This window comes from Bacillus sp. JJ1533, from assembly GCF_036965045.1.
In the GTDB taxonomy this organism is placed as follows: domain Bacteria; phylum Bacillota; class Bacilli; order Bacillales; family Bacillaceae_L; genus Ferdinandcohnia.
Map to the genome: position 1 here is coordinate 62,486 of NZ_JBALOV010000013.1, position 18,570 is coordinate 81,055.

Sequence of the window (18,570 nt, forward strand, 5' to 3'; positions counted from 1 at the left end):
AAACTACAGTAGAAAGTAAGCAACTAGTGTTCCGATAATTCCCATTACGATTGCAAATGGCATGTTTTGTATGGTGATTCGATATGGGCTTTGTTGAGTACTCATAGAGGTTAAAGTAACAAGTAAACCGTACGTTCCTACTGTAAAGGTAGCAACTGAGCCACTAATGAGAACAAGAGCAATACTAACGGGATTCATTACGTCTAATAATGGTGTAATCATACCCGCTAAAATACCAACTGTCGCGATTGGATGGATACCAAACATACTAAGGATTACAAAAATTGCTTGTATGAGGAACAAGATAAGCATCGGATAATCGGAAACATACGACAATGGCTTTTGAATCACTTCTAAAAACTCTGTATCTCCTAAACTAGTGGAAAATAAGGAAAGTGAGATAAATAATACGATAAAATTTTGCATTGTATTGGTTTTCGTTTTCCAACTTTTCCATCCAATTGCCCAAAAGCTTCTCCTTCTTTTCAAGAGTAACGACCAAATGAAAGCAAATGGGAAAATAAGGATTGTTACAGTTAAAATAAAGCTTAAATTAAATAGACTTCCAATCAATATAACAAGGACTAGGAATAAGACTAATGCAAAGATAAACTGAATCATTTTTCTCACTAATACTGTTTTATTGGTTATGGATTGCTTATTACGACTTGTTTGTTCAAATTTGTATTTTTTATAATAAAAACGTCCAAAAAGTGAGTCTAATATATAGGCAATAACCGCCATCAAAATGAGCCATGGTAAGAGTGTGACATAATCTACACCTGTGGCAAATATGGAAACGGCAACCATGATCTCCAATGGACTCCATAATAGCGCTAATGAATAACCTCTTAGGGATGCTGTTGTAATAAATGAATTACGAATCTCTTTACTAAACGAAGATAAGGTGCTCTTAAGTACATCTTGTGAAATGGTGGCAGCTGATAAATTTAAAAAAGCCGCAAGAATATGCGTCGTTAAAGAACTTCGTGGATATAATTTACCAAGGTCTGCGACATTTACTTTCATCATAAGATTCAAATTACGGTCAAATCTTCCACTCCGCACAATGCTATTCATCCAAGGCAGCATCGCTAAAAGGGTTAAAAGTGACAGATTTGAAGTTAATAAACTAGGAATGACATGAAATGACTGCCCTGTTGTAAAAAATAAATATCCCCCTATTCCTAAAAATGCTCCTCCAAGAATCTTGAAAAGCCCCGATGCCAAAGGAAATGACACAATTAGCATAAAGATTGCAAGAACTCCAAGTATGTAATTGATCGTCTCACTATCTATAAAAACATTTATCGTATGAAGTAAGAATACAAGTGAGTAAAAAATGTAAAGATAGCGGAACAATGGAAATTGTTTCATTTTTTCCTCCTTCTAAGATGTTTAAATCAAACAATCAAAGTATAGCATAGGAGGAAAAAACTACAAGATAATTACCAATTATTACTGAAAGATTATAAGATTTTCTTTCCAACCCCAGTGTCATTCACGATAAACACCATAATCAACTGAATAAGAAACGAATTTGCTGGGACAATGGACCTGTCCTCTGTCCCACATTATGGGAGAGGAAAGTAAATACTGAATTGAGTCCCATCGTTTTTATTGCTTGTAACATCCAGTTTTCCATTCATTAGTTTTATGATTTTTATGACTGCCATCATCCCTAGGCCTGTCCCTTCTCTACCTTTAGTCGTAAAAAACGGCTCTCCTATATGTTTAAGCTGTTCATTCGTCATTCCTTCTCCTGTGTCTTTTATTTCAATTACGATTCCATCATTTTGTATTCTGGTACGAATAAAGAGATTTCCTCCATTTGGCATCGCTTCTATACAATTTTTCGTTAGATTTAAGAAACATTGTTGTAAAAGCTGTGGATCACCTTTCATACGGCATGGAACAATATTTGTTTGAATATCAACACAGTTCATGTTTGCCATTGGGGTAATCACATTAATGGAACGATTAAGTTCTTGTTCAAGATCTACAATTATATGATCTTCTTGAACGGTTTTTGCGAAAGTTAAATAGTTTCCAATAATATCATTTGCACGGTCAATTTCTTGAAGTGATATTTCGATAAACAGCTTTCTCTTTTCTTCATCCCATTCATCTTTATATAACATTTGTAAGATCCCTTTTACTACGGTAAGTGGGTTTCTGACCTCATGTGAAATACTGGAGGCAAGATGACTAACTACCTCTAATTTCTCAGCTTTAATGACCTGCATATTCATGTGAGCAAACTCTCGCAGCATTTCACAAAAATAAACAATAAAAAATGTGCTGAGTAAATGAACTAAGAAAAAAGTGATAATGACCATATAATCAGATAGATGTAAATGCCCAAATAAAACTCGGGTTAATAAAATGAATGAGCAAAGAAGAAATGAAAAGCTACATGCAATAAAGATTCTCTTATGCTTCATAGATCGTTCAAACGTATTCTGGAGCAGTAACAAAGCACACAAAATGACAAAACTTGTAATGACTGAAGCATAAAATCCGCTTCCAAGTTCTCCTAAATAAAGACGAATAATGAGAGAAATAGTAACTAAAGTTAGAGCAGCTTTTCTTCCAAGGTACACACCACCGACGATAATCGCAATCGTCCGCAAATCCATGATAATTTCATCACCAATGTGAAACGGAAATAACATACAACTTATCATTGCTATTAGTACCGAAACTAATTGAATTACCTTTTTTAGTTTGCAAGATATATTTTTGACATTTGTTTCAATTAAATGGGGAATAAATAATAGAAAGACTACCAAAAAAAGCATATTTAATAATAATGTTTCGATATAAGTAAACACCTTACTCCCCCTATTTACTGTTAGAAGATCATCATATGAAACTATCCGACACGGCCAAATGTTATATGGATATTGAATATTAAGAGAATCATCTCTTTTCTTGTCGAATAAATATTCCATTGTTAATAAATGGAACTATTATGAGGGTTAATTCGCCTTCCTAAGGATTGCTCCTATAAATTCGTCAAAAAACAAGAATTTCCTGCTAATTTTTCGGCCATAAACTCAATTTTTATTAAATTTTACACTTAATTGTGAACGGATATTGTTTTGAAGCGAAATGATGATTATTCATTTTAATAGAGTGCTCTCGGGGATAATCAACACCTGAGGATATTGCCACTACAAAAAAGACACCTAGCAAGGGTGCCTTAGAAACCATAGGTAAGTAAACACGTTTACTTACCCTTCAACTGCCCAAACAATCTCCCTACATTCACAACTCCGACATTTTTATATTTTCCAAGAATCACCAACTCTTTTGGAAGGTGTCCAACAGTATGGATTCCGTCTTCATTTAATTGTTCTATGAGACTTGGAATTCCAGTAAATTCGTCCTTCGTTAGTGGTATTTTTTTCAGTGCATCTGTTAGGATAATGTAATCTGACTTATAAAATAAAAAAAGGTCACCAGGTCGTTCAAGGGTAACTTTTCTACGAATCTTTTCTTCTTCAATAAAGATTTTTAGTTCTTCAAACAATTGCTTGTCATTATTTTCATTGAATCGTTTCACATGCTTATGAAGGTTTTCGAGATTGCTAGGTAATTCACTCATGATTCGCGCCTGCTGTTCCGCACCTAATCTGATTAAAAAGGTCTCCGATTTATCAAACCGTTGTGGTAATAAAAAAGCATCACGTAGAAAATAAGGAACTTCAAGTGTGTCCCCTTTATATTCAATTGTACGAATCGTTGTGTACCCTGGCTCTGCCATTTTTTCTGGTTCAGCATCGGTTGAAGCAGAAACTTCATGGCGTGCTTTTTGATTTGTAGTTCCCTTTTTCATAGAAGCAACTAATAAACCCTCTAGTGATTTCAAACGGAGCTCCAATTCGGTAATGTCATAACGTTCTTCCTTCGGAGGTGTTGGATCCTGGTATTCCGGGACCTCAATCGATAATAAGGTGTACACTTCGACGAACCATCTGACAATCCTGTATATGGCTTCCCATGATAAAAGGGCTTCAGAAAAACGAAACTTTCGTTTGTCATGTGAGGCTTGATTACCTAGTTGACGAACTAGATGAAGAGCATCTCTTATTTCAGTTGTAAGAATTCCTTCATTATCTAAAATAGTGAGTCTCCCTTTTAATGTTATACGCGGATCTTCTTTCATTTTTTCATATTTCATTACTTGTTGAAGAATATTTTCAATAAGTACCCTTGAATGGGTAAGCATCGTACGTGGGCTCGAAAAGATGGTATTTTCTAATTCTCTCGCTAAAAAGGCTAGTTCCTTGGATATAGGTTCTAAAAATCTATAAAAATACGAAGATGAATTCATGACATGGTGTTCCTTTCCCGACCGCATAATGAAGGCCAGAATCTTTTTATATAGACTCAGGCCGTCTTTAAGATATTTATTTTAGATGAAATGAAGAGGACAATCAATGGTTTTTACACATTTAAACGTTTTGAAATTTTTGCGTATGAGGCAAAAACCAGGATAATCCGGGTACCACAATGGGACAACAAACCTGTCCTTCTGTCCCAACCTTTGATTCATATCCCTTTTCAATTCACCTTAATTGTGTTAATTTTAATATATAATTAAATATTTTGTATTTTCACTAGGGGAACTCTTGATAAGAGCTGAGAAAAAAGTAGTTACTTTGAAACCCTCATTACCTGAACAGGCTTGTACCTGCGTAGGAATGTGGTAAAGGCAATTTTGATTGTTTATGTACAATACAAACCACTTTCCTGCATTGGAGAGTGGTTTTTTGTTGTGCTTTTACCGTTCTATTCCTTTTAATGCTACAAGTAGACGAACGAAAACGGAGGAATCAGATGAAATTAATCGCTGTGACAGATGATCAACACACCGTAGAAGCTCTAGCTGAAAAAATTACCACGATTAAAGATGTGATTGATTTTGTACAAATTAGAGAAAAAACAAAGTCAGTCAGAGAACTTCTAACATTAATCGAGTCTTTACTCATTAATGGTGTGGAAAAAGAAAAAATCATAATAAATGACCGCTTAGATGTTGCATTATGTATGGGCATTCCTACTGTTCACTTACCTGAGCATGGACTTCCTATACAAATGATTAAACAACGGTACCCTCATATACGGGTTGGCTGCAGTGTTCATTCATTTGAAAAAGCAACAGAAGCTGAAATACATGGAGCAGATTATGTCCTCTATGGTCACTGCTTTGAAACAAGTAGCAAGCAGGGATTGCCTCCAAATGGGATTGAACCCATTCTACATATGAAAGAAGAAATGAAAATCCCTGTCTATGCAATTGGTGGCATAACGCTAGAAAACATTCAATCTATCAAACTTGTTGAGGCAGATGGGATAGCACTCATGTCCAGTATTTTTAACGCTGATAATCCCCTTTTGATAACCAAAAAACTAAATGAGGCGATTCAACATGAAGAATAATTATGAAGTAGTTGTTATTGGTGGTGGGATTATTGGTTCTTCTATTGCCTATTTCTTAGCAAAGGCACATGTAGAGGTGGCATTGTTTGAAGAGGGACAAATAGGAATGAAAACAACGAAAGCGGCTGCTGGCATGCTCGGTGCACATTCAGAAAGTGATGGTGATTACTCCCTCTTCTTCCCTTTTGCAAGATCAAGCCAACTGGAATACACCCGTTTAAAGGATGAACTATATGAAACAAGTGGTGTTGATATTGGGTATAGGACGGGAGGGATACTAAAGCTAGCTTTCACTAATGAAGACAAGCAAAATCTCGATTCGCTTCTTAAGCTGCCGACAGTCAAATGGTTGAACCGACATGAAGTTAAAAGGATGGAGCCTGAGATTAACGATGATGTACTAGGTGCTGCTTATATCCAAGATGATGTGAGTGTAATTCCTACCAGTACTTGTGAGGCTTTTGCAAAAGCCGCTCAGATACATGGTGCTTCTATTGTTGAAAATTGTTATGTATATGAAATCGACAAAAAGGATAGCAACTACATCGTTAAAACAGAAAAAGGCAATGTTGAAGCTAAGCATATCGTTATAGCTACAGGGGTTTATAGCAACAAACTATTTAAGAACCTTGGAATATCTGAACAGTTATCACCTGTTAAAGGAGAAAGTTTAATCATTCAACATCACAATCAGATGTTACAGCACACGTTGTTTTACGATAAATCTTACATCGTGCCAAGAAATAAAGGCAAGCTTGTCATTGGTGCAACGATGGTTCAGGATGACTGGAATGATTCAATTAGCCTACAAAGTGTTCAATTTTTAATTGATAAAGCAAAAGAGATGCTCCCCTCTTCTATAAACTGGAAGATTGACGGATTTACTGCAGGCTTAAGACCTACCACCTTTGATGGGCATCCATTTATCGGCAGACATCCTAAGGAGGAACGCATTTTTATAGCTTGTGGCCACTTCCGGAATGGGATTCTACTTGCACCAGCAACCGGGAAAATGATCCGAGATCTTGTATTAAATAATCGGGTAAAACAAGAATGGATTGATGCCTTTCGTCTTGATCGAAGGCAAACAGCCATGATTTAGGGAGGTGATATAAATGAGGATTAGGCTTAACGGAGAGTTTGTAGAACTCCCTGAAGAAGTAAGTTCAGTGGGTAAGCTTTTGGCACATTATAAGTTGGAAAACCGGATTGTGATTGTAGAGATCAATGAAGATATTATTCAAAAAGATGACTATAAAACAATGAAACTCAAAAATGGGGATGTCATCGAAATCGTTCAATTTGTAGGAGGAGGATAATCATGTTAACAATTGCAAATCGTACTTTTAATTCTAGACTTTTATTAGGAACTGGAAAATACCCGTCTTTTGAAATTCAAAAGCAAGCTGTGGAGGTATCAGACGCAGAAATTTTAACGTTTGCTGTAAGAAGAATGAATATTTTTGAAGAAAGTCAGCCCAATTTTTTAGAGCAATTGGACTTAACAAAATATACACTACTACCAAATACAGCAGGAGCGAAAACGGCCGAAGAGGCTGTTCGAATTGCGAAACTAGCGAAGGCTTCTGGTTTATGTGACATGATTAAGGTTGAGGTAATTGGGGATGACCGATCGCTTTTACCAGATCCAATTGAAACATTAAGGGCGTCAGAAATGCTTCTCGATGAAGGGTTTATTGTGCTACCGTATACGTCAGATGATGTAGTATTAGCCAAACGGTTGGAGGACCTAGGTGTTCATGCGATTATGCCAGGTGCAAGTCCAATTGGTTCGGGTAAAGGAATTATTAATCCGTTGAACTTAAAATTTATTATCGAACAATCTCAGGTTCCGGTCATCATTGATGCAGGAATCGGTTCTCCAAAGGATGTTGCCTATGCAATGGAACTTGGTGCAGAAGGAGTATTATTAAATTCAGCTGTTTCAGGTGCAAAAGATCCTGTAAAAATGGCACGCGCTGTAAAGCTTGCCTTGGAAGCAGGACGGTTAGGCTATGAAGCAGGTCGAATTGAAGAAAAAGACTATGCAGTCGCGAGTAGTCCGATGACAGGCTTGGTTGGCTCATAAGAATATCGGAAAAAATTTTCAATTATTAAAAGAGACTCCAAGCCAGTACCTAGTAGGGATTGGTTGAAGTCTCAATCTTTTTTTGTGTAAGTTTTATCGATTTCCGGATCCTATACCGGTCCCGTTTCCACAGCCATCAAATCCGGTGCCTGTAGTACCTGCACCTGGACCTCCTATTAAGCCGGTACCAACTCCAGCTCCACTTCCTGCTGTTCCAGCTCCCATTGTACCAGCCCCACCGGCTCCACTAGTCCCTGTTCCCATTTCGGTAGTGCCTACACCAGGTCGGCCTGTATTCAATTCATCACAATTTTGGCCACGGTTATCATTCATAATGTTGGTGCGACCATTGTTATTTCCATTTCTGTTATTATTTGTGTCTCTATGATTGAAACCACGATTGTTGTCTTGGTCACCTTGATTTCGTTGATTTAAAATTCTTACATCCCCATCGTTATTTTGTGTATCAAAGTTATTATCGTTACCTGCACAACCTGCTAGTCCAACAACTAATAAGGCTGCACTTAAAAAAGATGGTACCGATTTTTTCATATGTTAAGCCCCCTTATCTAATTAGAAACGTTTAAAGGAAAAATGTTTTTTAAACGCTCTTCTTTAGAATGGCTTAACTCATAATTCTTTACTTCTGTTAGATAACGGTAATAAATACGATAATATGTATAACGTTTTGTTTTACATAGAGATTCCCAGTGCCTGTCCCCGCTTTTTAAAAAAATTGATTAGTCCGCCTAACATTTTTCACAGTCCATAAGATAAGGTGTTACGTATAATAAAAAAAAAGTCTAGGTGGTAAAGATGAAGCCAAATAAGAATAAGCATATTATTTCAACTCGAAGGATTTATGACAGGAAAACAACATTTTCTCATGTACTAGTCAGTATTCCATTAATAAAATCTTCTAATGATGTACGTAAAACTGAAGTATATCAGTACAATACTTTATCAGATGGAGTTAAATCAACCTATACAAATGAAGATGAACTTAAAGAATATGGGGAACGTGGTATTTTGGACCCAAATTCAGTTTCATTTATTAATCTGTTTATAAATGGGGTTTTGCAACCACCTAATACGTACGAAATTAAAAAAGGATATCTGCGTTTAAATACAATAGATGTTCCCCTAAAAAACACACCTATAATCATTCAATTCATTACAATTTATTAGTTATATAACTGTTCGAATATTCTTTTTATGTTGCAACATCTGTTGTTGATGCTGGTGAGAAATTAACTACTTCTAAAACAACAGGTGTACCTGCTAAGATTGGCTCTCCTCCAGCAGGAACATTAATGACTAAGGATCCAACAGTTGTAGCACCAGGTGTATATGTTGTAATCCCTTCCATTTGTAACACACCATTAATATTAACATTATAGTAACTGTTATCTGTTGCAAGGGCAGGAAGAGTAGTTGCAGCTGCACCAGTATCATCAAAAAAAGAAGCTGTATCAATTGTCAGTGCAGAACCGGTAGCTGTTTCACCAGTAGTTACATGAAAAAACTTTTCTGTATCAGGTCCAATTGTTGTTACGGTAGCTGCGTTTACTTGAAGTTTCATCAGCTGTAAAGCCATGGAATGACCCCCTTTTACGATTAATAATATTTGCATAGTATGAAACCTCTTAGGAGTTGCTTGGATATATGCATTAATAATCTTTATTTAATCAATAAAAAGGGCATTTTAATGAGTCATTTCTTTTTTTAAGTTATCCTTTTTTACTCGATTTTAATGATTTAATAAACAAAAAACCTGCATGAAATCAAGTGTTTCCATACAGGTTTTACCTGGGACAGTAAACCTGTCCCTCTGTCCCAAACTACATCATCTGCTTTATTTTTACCAAATACTTTTCTTTTTCCAGAATTTCTTTTATTAACTGATCGACTTTTTCTAATTCAGAGCTTGGGTCCTTCCACCAGTTTCTGCTCCAGATGCGGTGGATGGTCCAGCCTTTGCTTTCAAGGAATTTTTGACGATATACATCTCTTTCCTTGGCGGATGGCGAACTATGGTACATCGCGCCATCGCATTCAATTCCTAAGATATACTTTGATTCATTTTCGGGATGGACAACTGCTAAATCAATCCGGTAACTAGACATACCTACTTGAGTATCGACTTTATATCCTAAATCGGTTAACTGTTCATACACCTGAGTTTCAAAAGGTGAATCAAAATGGAGAGCCTTTTCTTGGCGTTGTGTGTTCATCTCTACATTCAACTCTGAGAGTACTGCTTCGATTTTTTCTTTTTGTAGATTCGAAACAGCTTGGGCATACTCTAAATAGCTTTTAAAAAACTTCGGTCCCACGTTTTTCGTTTTCGAGACATCCAGTTCATTTGGTTCAATACTTGAAATAACATAGATTGCTTCTTTTGAACGAGTAACAGCCACATTTAAGCGGTTTTCTCCTCCCTGTTGCCCTAAGGGACCAAATCGATTGTATACCCTGCCATTTTCAGCTTTAGCATACCCGACCGAAAAGATGATAATATCTCGTTCATCACCTTGTACGTTTTCGATATTTTTCACAAAGATTTGTTCATCCAACTCTTTCCCCATCACCTGATCATACAAAGTATTGAATTCAGCATCTTCTTCCGCCAACTTATCAATATAATCGAGAATTTTATCCTGTTGTTTTGAGTTAAACGTAATAATCCCAATTGACTTATTTGCGTCTTTTTGAAGTAATTCCTTCAATAATAACACGACTTCTTTTGCCTCAACTTCATTACATTGATTGATCCACTTGCCATCTACTTTTCGCCATTGGATAGCAGCTGGTTTTTTTAGATGTTCAACGTTTGGCGCGATTTGAATATTGCCATTATAGTAGGCATGGTTAGAAAAATGTATCAATTCTTCCGACTTTGACCGATAATGCCATTGCAGCATTTTACTTGGGAATACTCGTTTTGTAAGATTTAACAGACTTTCCGATTCAACGAGATCGTCTTCATCCACATCATCTTCATCAATTTGGATACTTCCCTTAAATAAATTACTGGGCGGTAATTGTTTTTCATCCCCTGCAATAACGACTTTTGAAGCCCTGTAAACAGATGGAATGCCATTTTCAACCGTTAGCTGGGATGCTTCATCAAAAATAACAAGATCAAACAGATTCTTCCCTAATGGAAAAATAGCCGACGAAGTCTCAGGTGAAACAAGCCAAACTGGAAGTACATCTAATAAACCCGTTAGCGCATATTTATTAACGAGTTTTCGAACAGGCCAAATCTGCCTTTTCTTTCCCGTTTGGTAAATGATGTCTTTAATGGCTTTGGAATGCTGCACCTTCACTTCACCAAGTGCTTTTATTAAACGATTTTGCAGGACTTTAGCTGAAAGTGCCTTCTTTTCTTCTAAAAGTTCATTGAATCTTGTTCGCAATCGCTGAAAGCTTTCCGTTCCAATCTTTGTAAGTTCTGGATGCTTTCGTTCAATTTCATCAATCCAGTAAATGTAGGTCGATTGCTTTGTATGCTCAACCCACTGTTTCGCTAACTCTCGGTGGAGCTGGTCCTTGCTTTTATCCTTTAATTCCTCGATGAGAGATTTAATTAAAGGCAGACTCTCGTCATAGATTCTGTCCATATTTCGAAGGTCTTCAAAATCTTGAATTACATATTCCTGTTGCTTTTGAAATTCGGACAGTGGAATATCACCTTTTGAGATTTGGTCCTTATACCTTTGTAATTTCTCCTCTTTAAAATAAGGAGATAACTGTTTTATATCATTTGTCATGTTAGTTGACACTTGTGATAGCTCATAGAGAATTCGTAAGCTCTCCTTTAGCTTTGGCCACTCGGTGGAAGATAATCCTTTAAATTTGTCACCTTCAATTAATTCTTCGACAATTGTTTTTCCTGTAAAAGAGGTCCACCACCAAAGTCTGAGTTTTTGGAGCGTCTTTTTCTCCTGGGGGTTTAGGTCCTCATAGATTTTCTCCAGCTTTCCGCCGACCTCCCAGCTATACTCTGGTGTAATACCCTCTTGGCCAAAATGGTTGAGATAGGAAATGCTCTTTTCAGCTTTTTCAGAGACCTTCTTGAGGACTTCTACAATGGTTAATCGATCCTTTATTTCTAGCATAGCAAAGGATTTACGGTCTTTTAGAGGATAATTATCCTGTCCAAACCGACTGAAATAATTTCCATAGGAAAGAACTGTTGTTAATACGTCATCTAAATTATTCTTATTTAAATAATTAATGACATTTGTCAAATTAAGAATGACTTCCTGCTGGTTGACTGGTTTCCCAAGACCATATAGGTCATATGCCCGGAACCCATGAGGCTGTGTTTCATATAGCCCTTTGGCAATCGCGTTCAGTTCATCTTCGCACTTTTCAATTTTATGAGATAATTGTTCGTATTCCACTTCTAAATCTTGGACAAACTCATCTTTAACCAAACGATTATGGAGCTTTCGATAAAGAGAAGTTCGATCCGTTTTTTCATCATGTAAAAGACTTACACTCGCAGATAGCCCAAGACTATCGAGTCTTTGATACACAACATCTAATGCTGCGCGTTTTTGACAGACTAATAAAACTTTCTTTTTATCGGCAATTGCATTTGCTATGATGTTGACAATGACCTGTGACTTTCCGGTACCAGGTGGCCCATGGACGACTAAGCCATCTATATGTTCGATCGAATTGATGATTTCCTCTTGTGAAGCATCCGTGTCGAGTACAAAGAACTTTTCCTTTTCCATTTTAGGAGCTGTTTTTGTAAACCTTTCCCCCATTTCGAAATTGTCAGAGGTAAAGGTAGAACCTTCATCCCCAACACTCATTAATTCCCCGGCCAAGCCCAAATCCGAAACACCCGCTTCCACTTGTAGAAGGAAGTCTTCATAGTCTTTTAAAATAGCAGAGTTTCCTTGTGGAAAATGACCGAGAATTGCGTAATTGTCTAATTGAAACTCACCTTTTTTAAACTTCGGGATGAGTTCAGTTGTAAGATTATTAAACGATTCTAACTCAGGAGAATTCGACCAATTGATGTTAACATTGTATTTTTTCAACCATGTTAACCAACCTAGAAAATCTATTTCTGTTGATTGCCCGACAGCCTCGTCATACATTTCATCGGGGACAGTCAGATTACTCAATTTTTGCATCGCTAAAAAGAGCGGACGATTTAACATCGGCTCTGAGTCTTCCATGGGGTGAAGTACCCATTTAGTACCAAGTTCCTTTACTCGTTCTAATTTAACATGATGTAGAAATAAGGGTGCTCGTATGTATGTCCCGTCTAACATGGCTCCACTTATGAATGGATATCCAATATATAGATCATATAACCCTGTTTCATCTTCGATCCCTTTTAAATTACGATAAAGAGTAGTCAATTTCCCCGACAGATTCAGTGATTCTTCGTCTCTCACATTCTGTTTCACGAGTTCAATTTGTCGTTTGTTTCTAATAACGGCCTCCAGTATATCCAGAGGATTTTTATTAATTTTCGTTACTTCATTCAAATCAAAATTCCATTTGTTATACACCTTAAGCATGCGAATCGATCGATTTCGTCGACTAATGTCATTCAATCTATCCTTTAAAACCGTTAATTTTTCTTTCAATTTAGATCACCTTATTTTTCTGTTCGTTCGAATACATAGTTTCATTATATACTTCTTTGTGCAAGAATATTTCAATAATGAAGGGAAATTGTGGTTTCTCTAATATGTACACTTATAAGGGCACTTCCTTTTGTTAAAAGTCAAATTATATTTGTGAAGTAGTCGTAAAACAAAATAAAGGGGCAAATTAGTTTCCTAATTGCACCTTTATTTTGTTCTTTTCAGAACTGTGGGTCAGTGTCACATTGTCCCTGTGGATAAAATTATTTAAAAAGTAGGGGCAATTTTAATGTCATGGTCTTATCCATTAACATAGAATAGTTGAAGGAGGGTGATTAAAGGATATCAACAAGCATGTTTGTGAATCTTTGCTGTGAATTATGTAGGTTAGCAAATATGCAAAATGAGTTATGATTTTTATGTATTTATTAAGAACATGTTTTCGGACAAGCATAACCCAAAATTTACCAATAGTCTTCCTTCGTTCAATCTGATTTGCAACAGAATACGATTTGATTAATATTACGCCTATTAGAAAAGCAATAACGAAACCAAGCATGCCTAGTGCACCAACCCATCCAATCGTAAATGTAAGAAAAAATACATAGCAAAAACCAACCAAGATGATTGCAATCGGAACGTTATACGGAAATAAGCGTTTCCAGCCTTTGGCTAATAAAGCAGAACTTATTAGTATGACAATCGAGATAATAATATGAAGTGAACCCCATCGGAATCCTATACTAGACCCCGCATCCTCAACTAAGCTAGGTTGATGGTTAAGATCATAAAGTGTAGTATAACTTGTAATAACCGCCATGAGTATTACAAGAATGAAAATAGTCCAGTTTATTGCTCTCATGTAATCTTTTTTGTTCATTTGATCTCCCCTCAGTTCAATGTAGATTATTGGTTCTACCTATCAAACCCCCATTTTAAACAAGAAATACATTATCTAAGCATCCCGTTTACGTAGTTGCTGGTTCCGGAAAGTAAAAGCTATATACACCCATTATAATTAGAAAAAAAAGGATCACAGATAAGAAAACTAAAATAGTAATCCCTACTTTGTTGTTATTTTTTTTGAAATTCATAAATAAAAAATAAAAGATCAAAGCATAAACGAATAACGGCACAATCAGGGGTATAGCTAATTGCATAAGACTCTCCAAGCTTCCATCTCCTTATAATCTAATATGTACCTATTCAACAAAAGTGTCATATTTCCCTTGTTTATTATCCATTTCTTTTCCATCTTTTTTACTACACTTGATATGCTAGTTTAATAGAGGTATGTTAAATTTATCCTTAATATATTGGAGGGAGATACGTGGATTATATAACTGTCATATCTTTTTTAGGTGCTGCAATTGTACTTACGATTATGCCAGGGCCAGATAATTTATTCACTCTAGCACAGAGTATAGCTAAAGGCAAAAATGCAGGGATCTTTACGACACTTGGGCTTTGCACAGGATTGTTGGTACATATTTCAGCTGCGACAATAGGAATTTCAGCGGTGATTTACAAGTCCGCTTTTGCGTTCACTGTCGTAAAATATGCAGGAGCTGCATATTTATTATTCTTAGCAGTTAAATCTTTCCGAGAAAAAGCTTCAAGTTTAACCCTAAATAGCGCGGACATATTAGACTACAAATCTTTATACAAAAAAGGGGTTATTATGAACCTATTAAATCCAAAAGTATCTTTGTTTTTCCTAGCTTTCTTCCCACAGTTTATTAATTATGAAAGTGGACAGGTTTCGATTCAAATGCTTGTTTACGGTCTTCTATTTCTAGTCCAGACTTTAGTGATTTTTTCTTTAATCAGTATCTTTGCTGGGAAAGTTGGTAACTTCATACGTAAAAATCCAACCCTCTCTAAGAAAATTAACTATATTCAAGGGTCACTATTCACCCTCATTGGACTAAAAATTATCTTTAGCGAGAAATGATTGTTTTATAATTTAATAAATAGTTTCGTGCTATTAATCTAGGAGGCAAAATGATGAAATATTATGTAGTTGATGCATTTGCAGAAAAAGTGTTCGAGGGAAATCCCGCTGGTGTTTGTGTTATGGAGGAATGGCCATCTGATGAAACGATGCAAAAGATTGCGATGGAAAACAATCTTTCCGAAACGGCATTTGCTGTAAAAGGTGCTGAAAGCTACAAGCTTAGATGGTTTACACCTGGAGGAGAAGTTAACCTTTGTGGACACGCAACATTGGCGACGGCCTTTGTGATTATGAACTATTATGAAAAACAATTAGAAACCGTCCAATTTGAGACGATGAGTGGTCAATTAATTGTAAATAAGACTGATGATTTGTATGAACTGGATTTCCCAACTGTTCCTTCAAAACAGATTCCTCTTACTGAACAGATCATTGATGCTTTGGGAACCACACCAGTCGATTCTTATCTGAATAGAGATTTCCTATTTGTACTAGATTCAGTAGAAGCAGTTAAAAATTTTCGCCCTGACTTTTCAAAACTTGAACAATTGCCAGAGGGACTTGGAGTAATAATAACTGCAAAGTCAAAAGAGGTTGATTTTGTTTCAAGAGCATTTTTCCCAAAATTAAAAGTAAATGAAGACCCAGTATGTGGTTCTGCACACTGCGGTTTAATACCATACTGGGCAGAAAAACTACAAAAACGTGAAATGGTCGCTCGACATTTATCCGACAGAGGCGGCACACTCTATTGTAAGTATGAGGACACACGGGTAAAAATAGCCGGAAAAGCAGCCATCTATTTAATCGGAGAAATAAATGTTAAATAGCTGTGCTGTGAGATCTACATTTTTAAATTTCTTCCTTACACATATAGCCCTGTTCTAATTATAGGACAGGGTAAATGTAATTGATCTCAATCTATTGAAATTAAACAAAAAAATAAATGCAGAGTTCCTTCAGTTTAGATATTAATTATTATGAGCGATTTGAATAAGGTTACCGCATGTATCGTCGAGAACAGCTATTGTGACTGCACCCGCATTTGTCGGCTCTTTGGTAAATATTACACCAAGTTTCTTTAATCGTTCGTACTCTTGGTGAACATCTGTAACACCAAACATGGTTGCTGGTATCCCTTCAGTAAAGATCTTCTTTTGATAATCTTGTGCAGCTGGATGTACATTTGGTTCGAGTAAAAGCTCCGGACCTTCTGGATCCTCGCGGGAAACCAGCGTTATCCACCTAAATTCGCCCATGGGAACATCATGTTTCTTTACAAAGCCTAGTTTTTCAGAATAAAACGCCAGTGCTTTATCTTGATCTTCTACGAATAAACTGGTAACAATGATTTTCATACTTTTTTACCTCCAATAAACCTTCTTATGTATAATTTGTCTAAGATTTTGATATCAAAACTACTCATAAATTGTAAGAAATTCTATTACAAACATATCTTAACACTTTTTATTTGCAGTTCAAAATCGAGACATTTATAAATAGTCATCTCTCCTTATAATCATTTACATTCTTAACACGAGAAAAATGTTTAATATTATTTTCGAAAAGAGATAATTAGTTTAATAAGTCTTTAGGTCATTACCGCTCGTTTGCTGAAATTATTTAAAAATTTCCTCTTCCAAACTTTCAATTCTTTCTCTCAACTTTTTATTTTCTTTTTTTACCTCATACGAGTTATAAAAGGCTCCTCGCAGCAAGGGAAAACGCAAACCATGCCTATAACCAATCCATTCCAGAATCCCCCTCTAACACTAACAAAATTAATTCTACCTTAGTGAGTAAGTTTTATTGTAAAGCCTTACCCATAATCACATATGGAAAATCGTTTTTGTTTGGTATAAATGGTTCTTTAACAACTACCCATTCCAATCTATGGTACAAATTACGTGCAGAGCTATTATTTACTTGAGTAGTTAGTACAGCGGTTTTATTCGTTACTTCCTTTAGTAATTCATGAATGAGCCTTGTTCCGTTACCCTGGTTTCTATGTTTTGGATGCACAGCTAATTCAACAAACTCAAAACAATCTTGAAGCCATTTTTCATACTCGATTGGACCAAGCTCATTTGCAAGTAAATCGTGATAATATTGTCCTGCTTGTGATGAGTATCCATAGGAAAAACCAAGAATTTCCTCATTATCTGATTTCAATATATATCCCCTAAATCCGTCATAATTTATGTGTTTTTTCAAACGTTCGATGATGGACTGATTCCACACTTCTCTATAAAGACGATCGATTGTGACCAATAAGTGTTGGTCTTTATCTATTTTTACAACCCTTACCACCTTGATCCCTCCAATTTTTATCTCCTAAAATTTTCACACATAATTTGAATCATTCTTTGGAATTTGCATTATAATGGATAAGACTTTTTGTATTAATATATCCCCAAATAATGTTTCTTTTTTATATGTCATTTTAATATTTCTATAGAGAAAACATTGTTCTTTTCAAAATCATTTATTATTTCTTGGGATAATAGTAATCTTAATTGGTCCTTAGTTGCCCATTTGTAATTTGAGTGTTCATTCGATAAAACAACGTCTTTACTAGTACTGTTACATTGATAAGTCAATATAACAACTTGTCTTGTTGGGGCGGTTTTAAATGTAGTTGCATATAAAATTTTCTCAACTGTAACAGATAAACCTACTTCTTCTTTAATTTCACGTAAAAGTGCCGTTTCTAAATTTTCACCGAACTCTATTTTTCCCCCAACACATTCCCAAGTTCCTCCGCCTATTTCATCGTCTTTTGCCCTTTGAACGATCAAAACTTTTCCATCATTCACAATTACACCTTTTAGTGCAACAACTATTTTATTTGGATTTGTCATTTTAAGCACCTTCCTGTTGATAAAAAATAAATCGTATTATTGGAGTCTCATGTATACCTTCATATCAAACTCTCTATCTTCAATACTTAGAAGCAAGAGGTTAATAATAGCTTTTCAAAATACGATAAGGTTAGTTGTTCATTAACTTTGACTTCCTTAATCTGTTGAAATCCATTTTTTTTATAAAAGTTAATTGCTGGAGTATTTTTTGAACCTGTTGCTACTTTTAGAGTGTCAACCTTAAACTTTGCTTCAATGAAGTTTAAAAGCGATTTTCCAATTCCTTTTCTAAAATGGTTTGGATGCACAAAGAACCTATGTATATCAACAATTTTATCATCCAATTTAATAGAGACTACTCCACATAATTCATCATTTTCATAATAACCAAAGAATGTTTCTCCGCTTTGTTGTAAAGTATTTACTGTATCCTTTAAAGGTGGAATTTCAAATGAACCAATTATTTCAGCCTCTACCATATATGATGGGATTTGAATATTTAAAACGTCTTCAGCGTTTCTTCTATTACGAATGTCAATCATGTTAATCAAGGAAACACCCCTCAATAATTATAGCCACCATTATTACTGTGGA

Annotated in this window: 18 protein-coding genes and 1 riboswitch; of the genes, 7 read left to right on the forward strand and 11 right to left on the reverse strand. The window is 35.7% G+C overall.

The features are described 5' to 3' along the window. Positions 1–3: 3 nt before the first annotated feature. The 3 genes from V7138_RS06870 to V7138_RS06880 all read right to left on the reverse strand — a co-directional run bounded on the left by V7138_RS06870 (position 4) and on the right by V7138_RS06880 (position 4,339). Positions 4–1,377 carry a hypothetical protein gene (locus V7138_RS06870; RefSeq protein WP_335395306.1) on the reverse strand — a complete coding sequence of 458 codons (1,374 nt, stop codon included), beginning with the start codon at positions 1,375–1,377 and terminating at the stop codon, positions 4–6. Positions 1,378–1,574: 197 nt separating this feature from the next. After that, complete coding sequence (locus V7138_RS06875) at positions 1,575–2,834, reverse strand: ATP-binding protein (protein ID WP_335395309.1); 1,260 nt, start codon at positions 2,832–2,834, stop codon at positions 1,575–1,577. 398 nt (positions 2,835–3,232) lie between these two features. Continuing rightward, complete coding sequence (locus tag V7138_RS06880; protein ID WP_335395310.1) at positions 3,233–4,339, reverse strand: DUF4145 domain-containing protein; 1,107 nt, start codon at positions 4,337–4,339, stop codon at positions 3,233–3,235. A gap of 278 nt (positions 4,340–4,617) precedes the next feature. After that, positions 4,618–4,727: riboswitch (TPP riboswitch) on the forward strand. Positions 4,728–4,845: 118 nt separating this feature from the next. On the opposite strand from V7138_RS06880, the gene V7138_RS06885 reads away from it, so the two are divergent. The 4 genes from V7138_RS06885 to V7138_RS06900 are packed head-to-tail and all read left to right on the forward strand — an operon-like array spanning position 4,846 to position 7,537. Then, positions 4,846–5,448 (forward strand): thiamine phosphate synthase, encoded by a 603-nt coding sequence (locus V7138_RS06885; protein WP_335395313.1) that lies wholly within the window; start codon positions 4,846–4,848, stop codon positions 5,446–5,448. Beyond that, positions 5,438–6,550, forward strand: a complete 1,113-nt coding sequence (gene thiO, locus V7138_RS06890) for a glycine oxidase ThiO (RefSeq protein ID WP_335395316.1) — start codon at positions 5,438–5,440, stop codon at positions 6,548–6,550. Before V7138_RS06885 ends, thiO begins: the two co-directional genes overlap by 11 nt. 13 nt (positions 6,551–6,563) lie before the next feature. Further along, positions 6,564–6,767 carry a sulfur carrier protein ThiS gene (thiS, locus tag V7138_RS06895; protein ID WP_335395317.1) on the forward strand — a complete coding sequence of 68 codons (204 nt, stop codon included), beginning with the start codon at positions 6,564–6,566 and terminating at the stop codon, positions 6,765–6,767. Next, positions 6,764–7,537, forward strand: coding sequence for a thiazole synthase (locus tag V7138_RS06900; RefSeq protein WP_335395541.1), 774 nt, complete (start codon positions 6,764–6,766; stop codon positions 7,535–7,537). Before thiS ends, V7138_RS06900 begins: the two co-directional genes overlap by 4 nt. A 93-nt stretch (positions 7,538–7,630) precedes the next feature. On the opposite strand, the gene V7138_RS06905 is transcribed toward V7138_RS06900, so the two are convergent. Next, on the reverse strand, positions 7,631–8,089 hold the full coding sequence (locus tag V7138_RS06905; RefSeq protein WP_335395319.1) for a hypothetical protein: 459 nt from the start codon (positions 8,087–8,089) through the stop codon (positions 7,631–7,633). 264 nt (positions 8,090–8,353) lie between these two features. Between V7138_RS06905 and V7138_RS06910 the strand changes: the two genes are divergently transcribed. Continuing rightward, positions 8,354–8,725 carry a DUF4183 domain-containing protein gene (locus V7138_RS06910; RefSeq protein ID WP_335395322.1) on the forward strand — a complete coding sequence of 124 codons (372 nt, stop codon included), beginning with the start codon at positions 8,354–8,356 and terminating at the stop codon, positions 8,723–8,725. A gap of 25 nt (positions 8,726–8,750) precedes the next feature. Here the strand turns inward: V7138_RS06910 and V7138_RS06915 are convergent, their stop codons facing one another. From V7138_RS06915 to V7138_RS06925, 3 genes are all read right to left on the reverse strand, one after another. Further along, on the reverse strand, positions 8,751–9,134 hold the full coding sequence (locus tag V7138_RS06915; RefSeq protein ID WP_335395325.1) for a DUF4183 domain-containing protein: 384 nt from the start codon (positions 9,132–9,134) through the stop codon (positions 8,751–8,753). A gap of 244 nt (positions 9,135–9,378) precedes the next feature. Continuing rightward, a complete protein-coding gene (locus V7138_RS06920; protein ID WP_335395328.1) occupies positions 9,379–13,158 on the reverse strand; it encodes an AAA domain-containing protein in 3,780 nt (1,259 codons plus the stop codon). A 307-nt stretch (positions 13,159–13,465) separates the two neighbouring features. Further along, complete coding sequence (locus tag V7138_RS06925; protein WP_335395331.1) at positions 13,466–14,038, reverse strand: RND transporter; 573 nt, start codon at positions 14,036–14,038, stop codon at positions 13,466–13,468. Positions 14,039–14,488: 450 nt separating this feature from the next. Here V7138_RS06925 and V7138_RS06930 point away from each other — a divergent pair, with 450 nt between their 5' ends. Together V7138_RS06930 and V7138_RS06935 are read left to right on the forward strand one after the other, a co-directional pair. Further along, positions 14,489–15,112, forward strand: coding sequence for a LysE family translocator (locus tag V7138_RS06930; protein ID WP_335395334.1), 624 nt, complete (start codon positions 14,489–14,491; stop codon positions 15,110–15,112). A gap of 53 nt (positions 15,113–15,165) precedes the next feature. Continuing rightward, positions 15,166–15,945: a PhzF family phenazine biosynthesis protein gene (locus V7138_RS06935; RefSeq protein ID WP_335395335.1), complete on the forward strand. Its 780-nt coding sequence runs from the start codon at positions 15,166–15,168 to the stop codon at positions 15,943–15,945. Positions 15,946–16,086: 141 nt separating this feature from the next. Here V7138_RS06935 and V7138_RS06940 read toward each other — a convergent pair whose 3' ends face one another. The 4 genes from V7138_RS06940 to V7138_RS06955 form a co-directional block, all read right to left on the reverse strand. Continuing rightward, a complete protein-coding gene (locus tag V7138_RS06940) occupies positions 16,087–16,473 on the reverse strand; it encodes a VOC family protein (protein WP_335395337.1) in 387 nt (128 codons plus the stop codon). Positions 16,474–16,921: 448 nt separating this feature from the next. Further along, the gene (locus V7138_RS06945) at positions 16,922–17,425 is read right to left on the reverse strand and encodes a GNAT family N-acetyltransferase (RefSeq protein ID WP_335395339.1); all 504 of its coding nucleotides are present in this window, start codon (positions 17,423–17,425) and stop codon (positions 16,922–16,924) included. A 128-nt stretch (positions 17,426–17,553) separates the two neighbouring features. Next, positions 17,554–17,976, reverse strand: a complete 423-nt coding sequence (locus V7138_RS06950; protein ID WP_335395342.1) for an NUDIX hydrolase — start codon at positions 17,974–17,976, stop codon at positions 17,554–17,556. An 86-nt stretch (positions 17,977–18,062) separates the two neighbouring features. Next, on the reverse strand, positions 18,063–18,518 hold the full coding sequence (locus V7138_RS06955; RefSeq protein ID WP_335395543.1) for a GNAT family N-acetyltransferase: 456 nt from the start codon (positions 18,516–18,518) through the stop codon (positions 18,063–18,065). Between the last annotated feature and the right edge of the window lie 52 nt (positions 18,519–18,570).

Bases quoted from the DNA above. Each gene is read 5' to 3' on its own strand.
- V7138_RS06950 (WP_335395342.1), bottom strand. From the start codon at position 17,976: ATGACAAATCCAAATAAAATAGTTGTTGCACTAAAAGGTGTAATTGTG.
- V7138_RS06880 (WP_335395310.1), bottom strand. From the start codon at position 4,339: ATGAATTCATCTTCGTATTTTTATAGATTTTTAGAACCTATATCCAAG.
- V7138_RS06925 (WP_335395331.1), bottom strand. From the start codon at position 14,038: ATGAACAAAAAAGATTACATGAGAGCAATAAACTGGACTATTTTCATT.
- V7138_RS06905 (WP_335395319.1), bottom strand. From the start codon at position 8,089: ATGAAAAAATCGGTACCATCTTTTTTAAGTGCAGCCTTATTAGTTGTT.
- thiO (WP_335395316.1), top strand. From the start codon at position 5,438: ATGAAGAATAATTATGAAGTAGTTGTTATTGGTGGTGGGATTATTGGT.
- V7138_RS06940 (WP_335395337.1), bottom strand. From the start codon at position 16,473: ATGAAAATCATTGTTACCAGTTTATTCGTAGAAGATCAAGATAAAGCA.
- V7138_RS06910 (WP_335395322.1), top strand. From the start codon at position 8,354: ATGAAGCCAAATAAGAATAAGCATATTATTTCAACTCGAAGGATTTAT.
- V7138_RS06955 (WP_335395543.1), bottom strand. From the start codon at position 18,518: ATGATTGACATTCGTAATAGAAGAAACGCTGAAGACGTTTTAAATATT.
- V7138_RS06870 (WP_335395306.1), bottom strand. From the start codon at position 1,377: ATGAAACAATTTCCATTGTTCCGCTATCTTTACATTTTTTACTCACTT.
- thiS (WP_335395317.1), top strand. From the start codon at position 6,564: ATGAGGATTAGGCTTAACGGAGAGTTTGTAGAACTCCCTGAAGAAGTA.
- V7138_RS06935 (WP_335395335.1), top strand. From the start codon at position 15,166: ATGAAATATTATGTAGTTGATGCATTTGCAGAAAAAGTGTTCGAGGGA.
- V7138_RS06915 (WP_335395325.1), bottom strand. From the start codon at position 9,134: ATGGCTTTACAGCTGATGAAACTTCAAGTAAACGCAGCTACCGTAACA.
- V7138_RS06885 (WP_335395313.1), top strand. From the start codon at position 4,846: ATGAAATTAATCGCTGTGACAGATGATCAACACACCGTAGAAGCTCTA.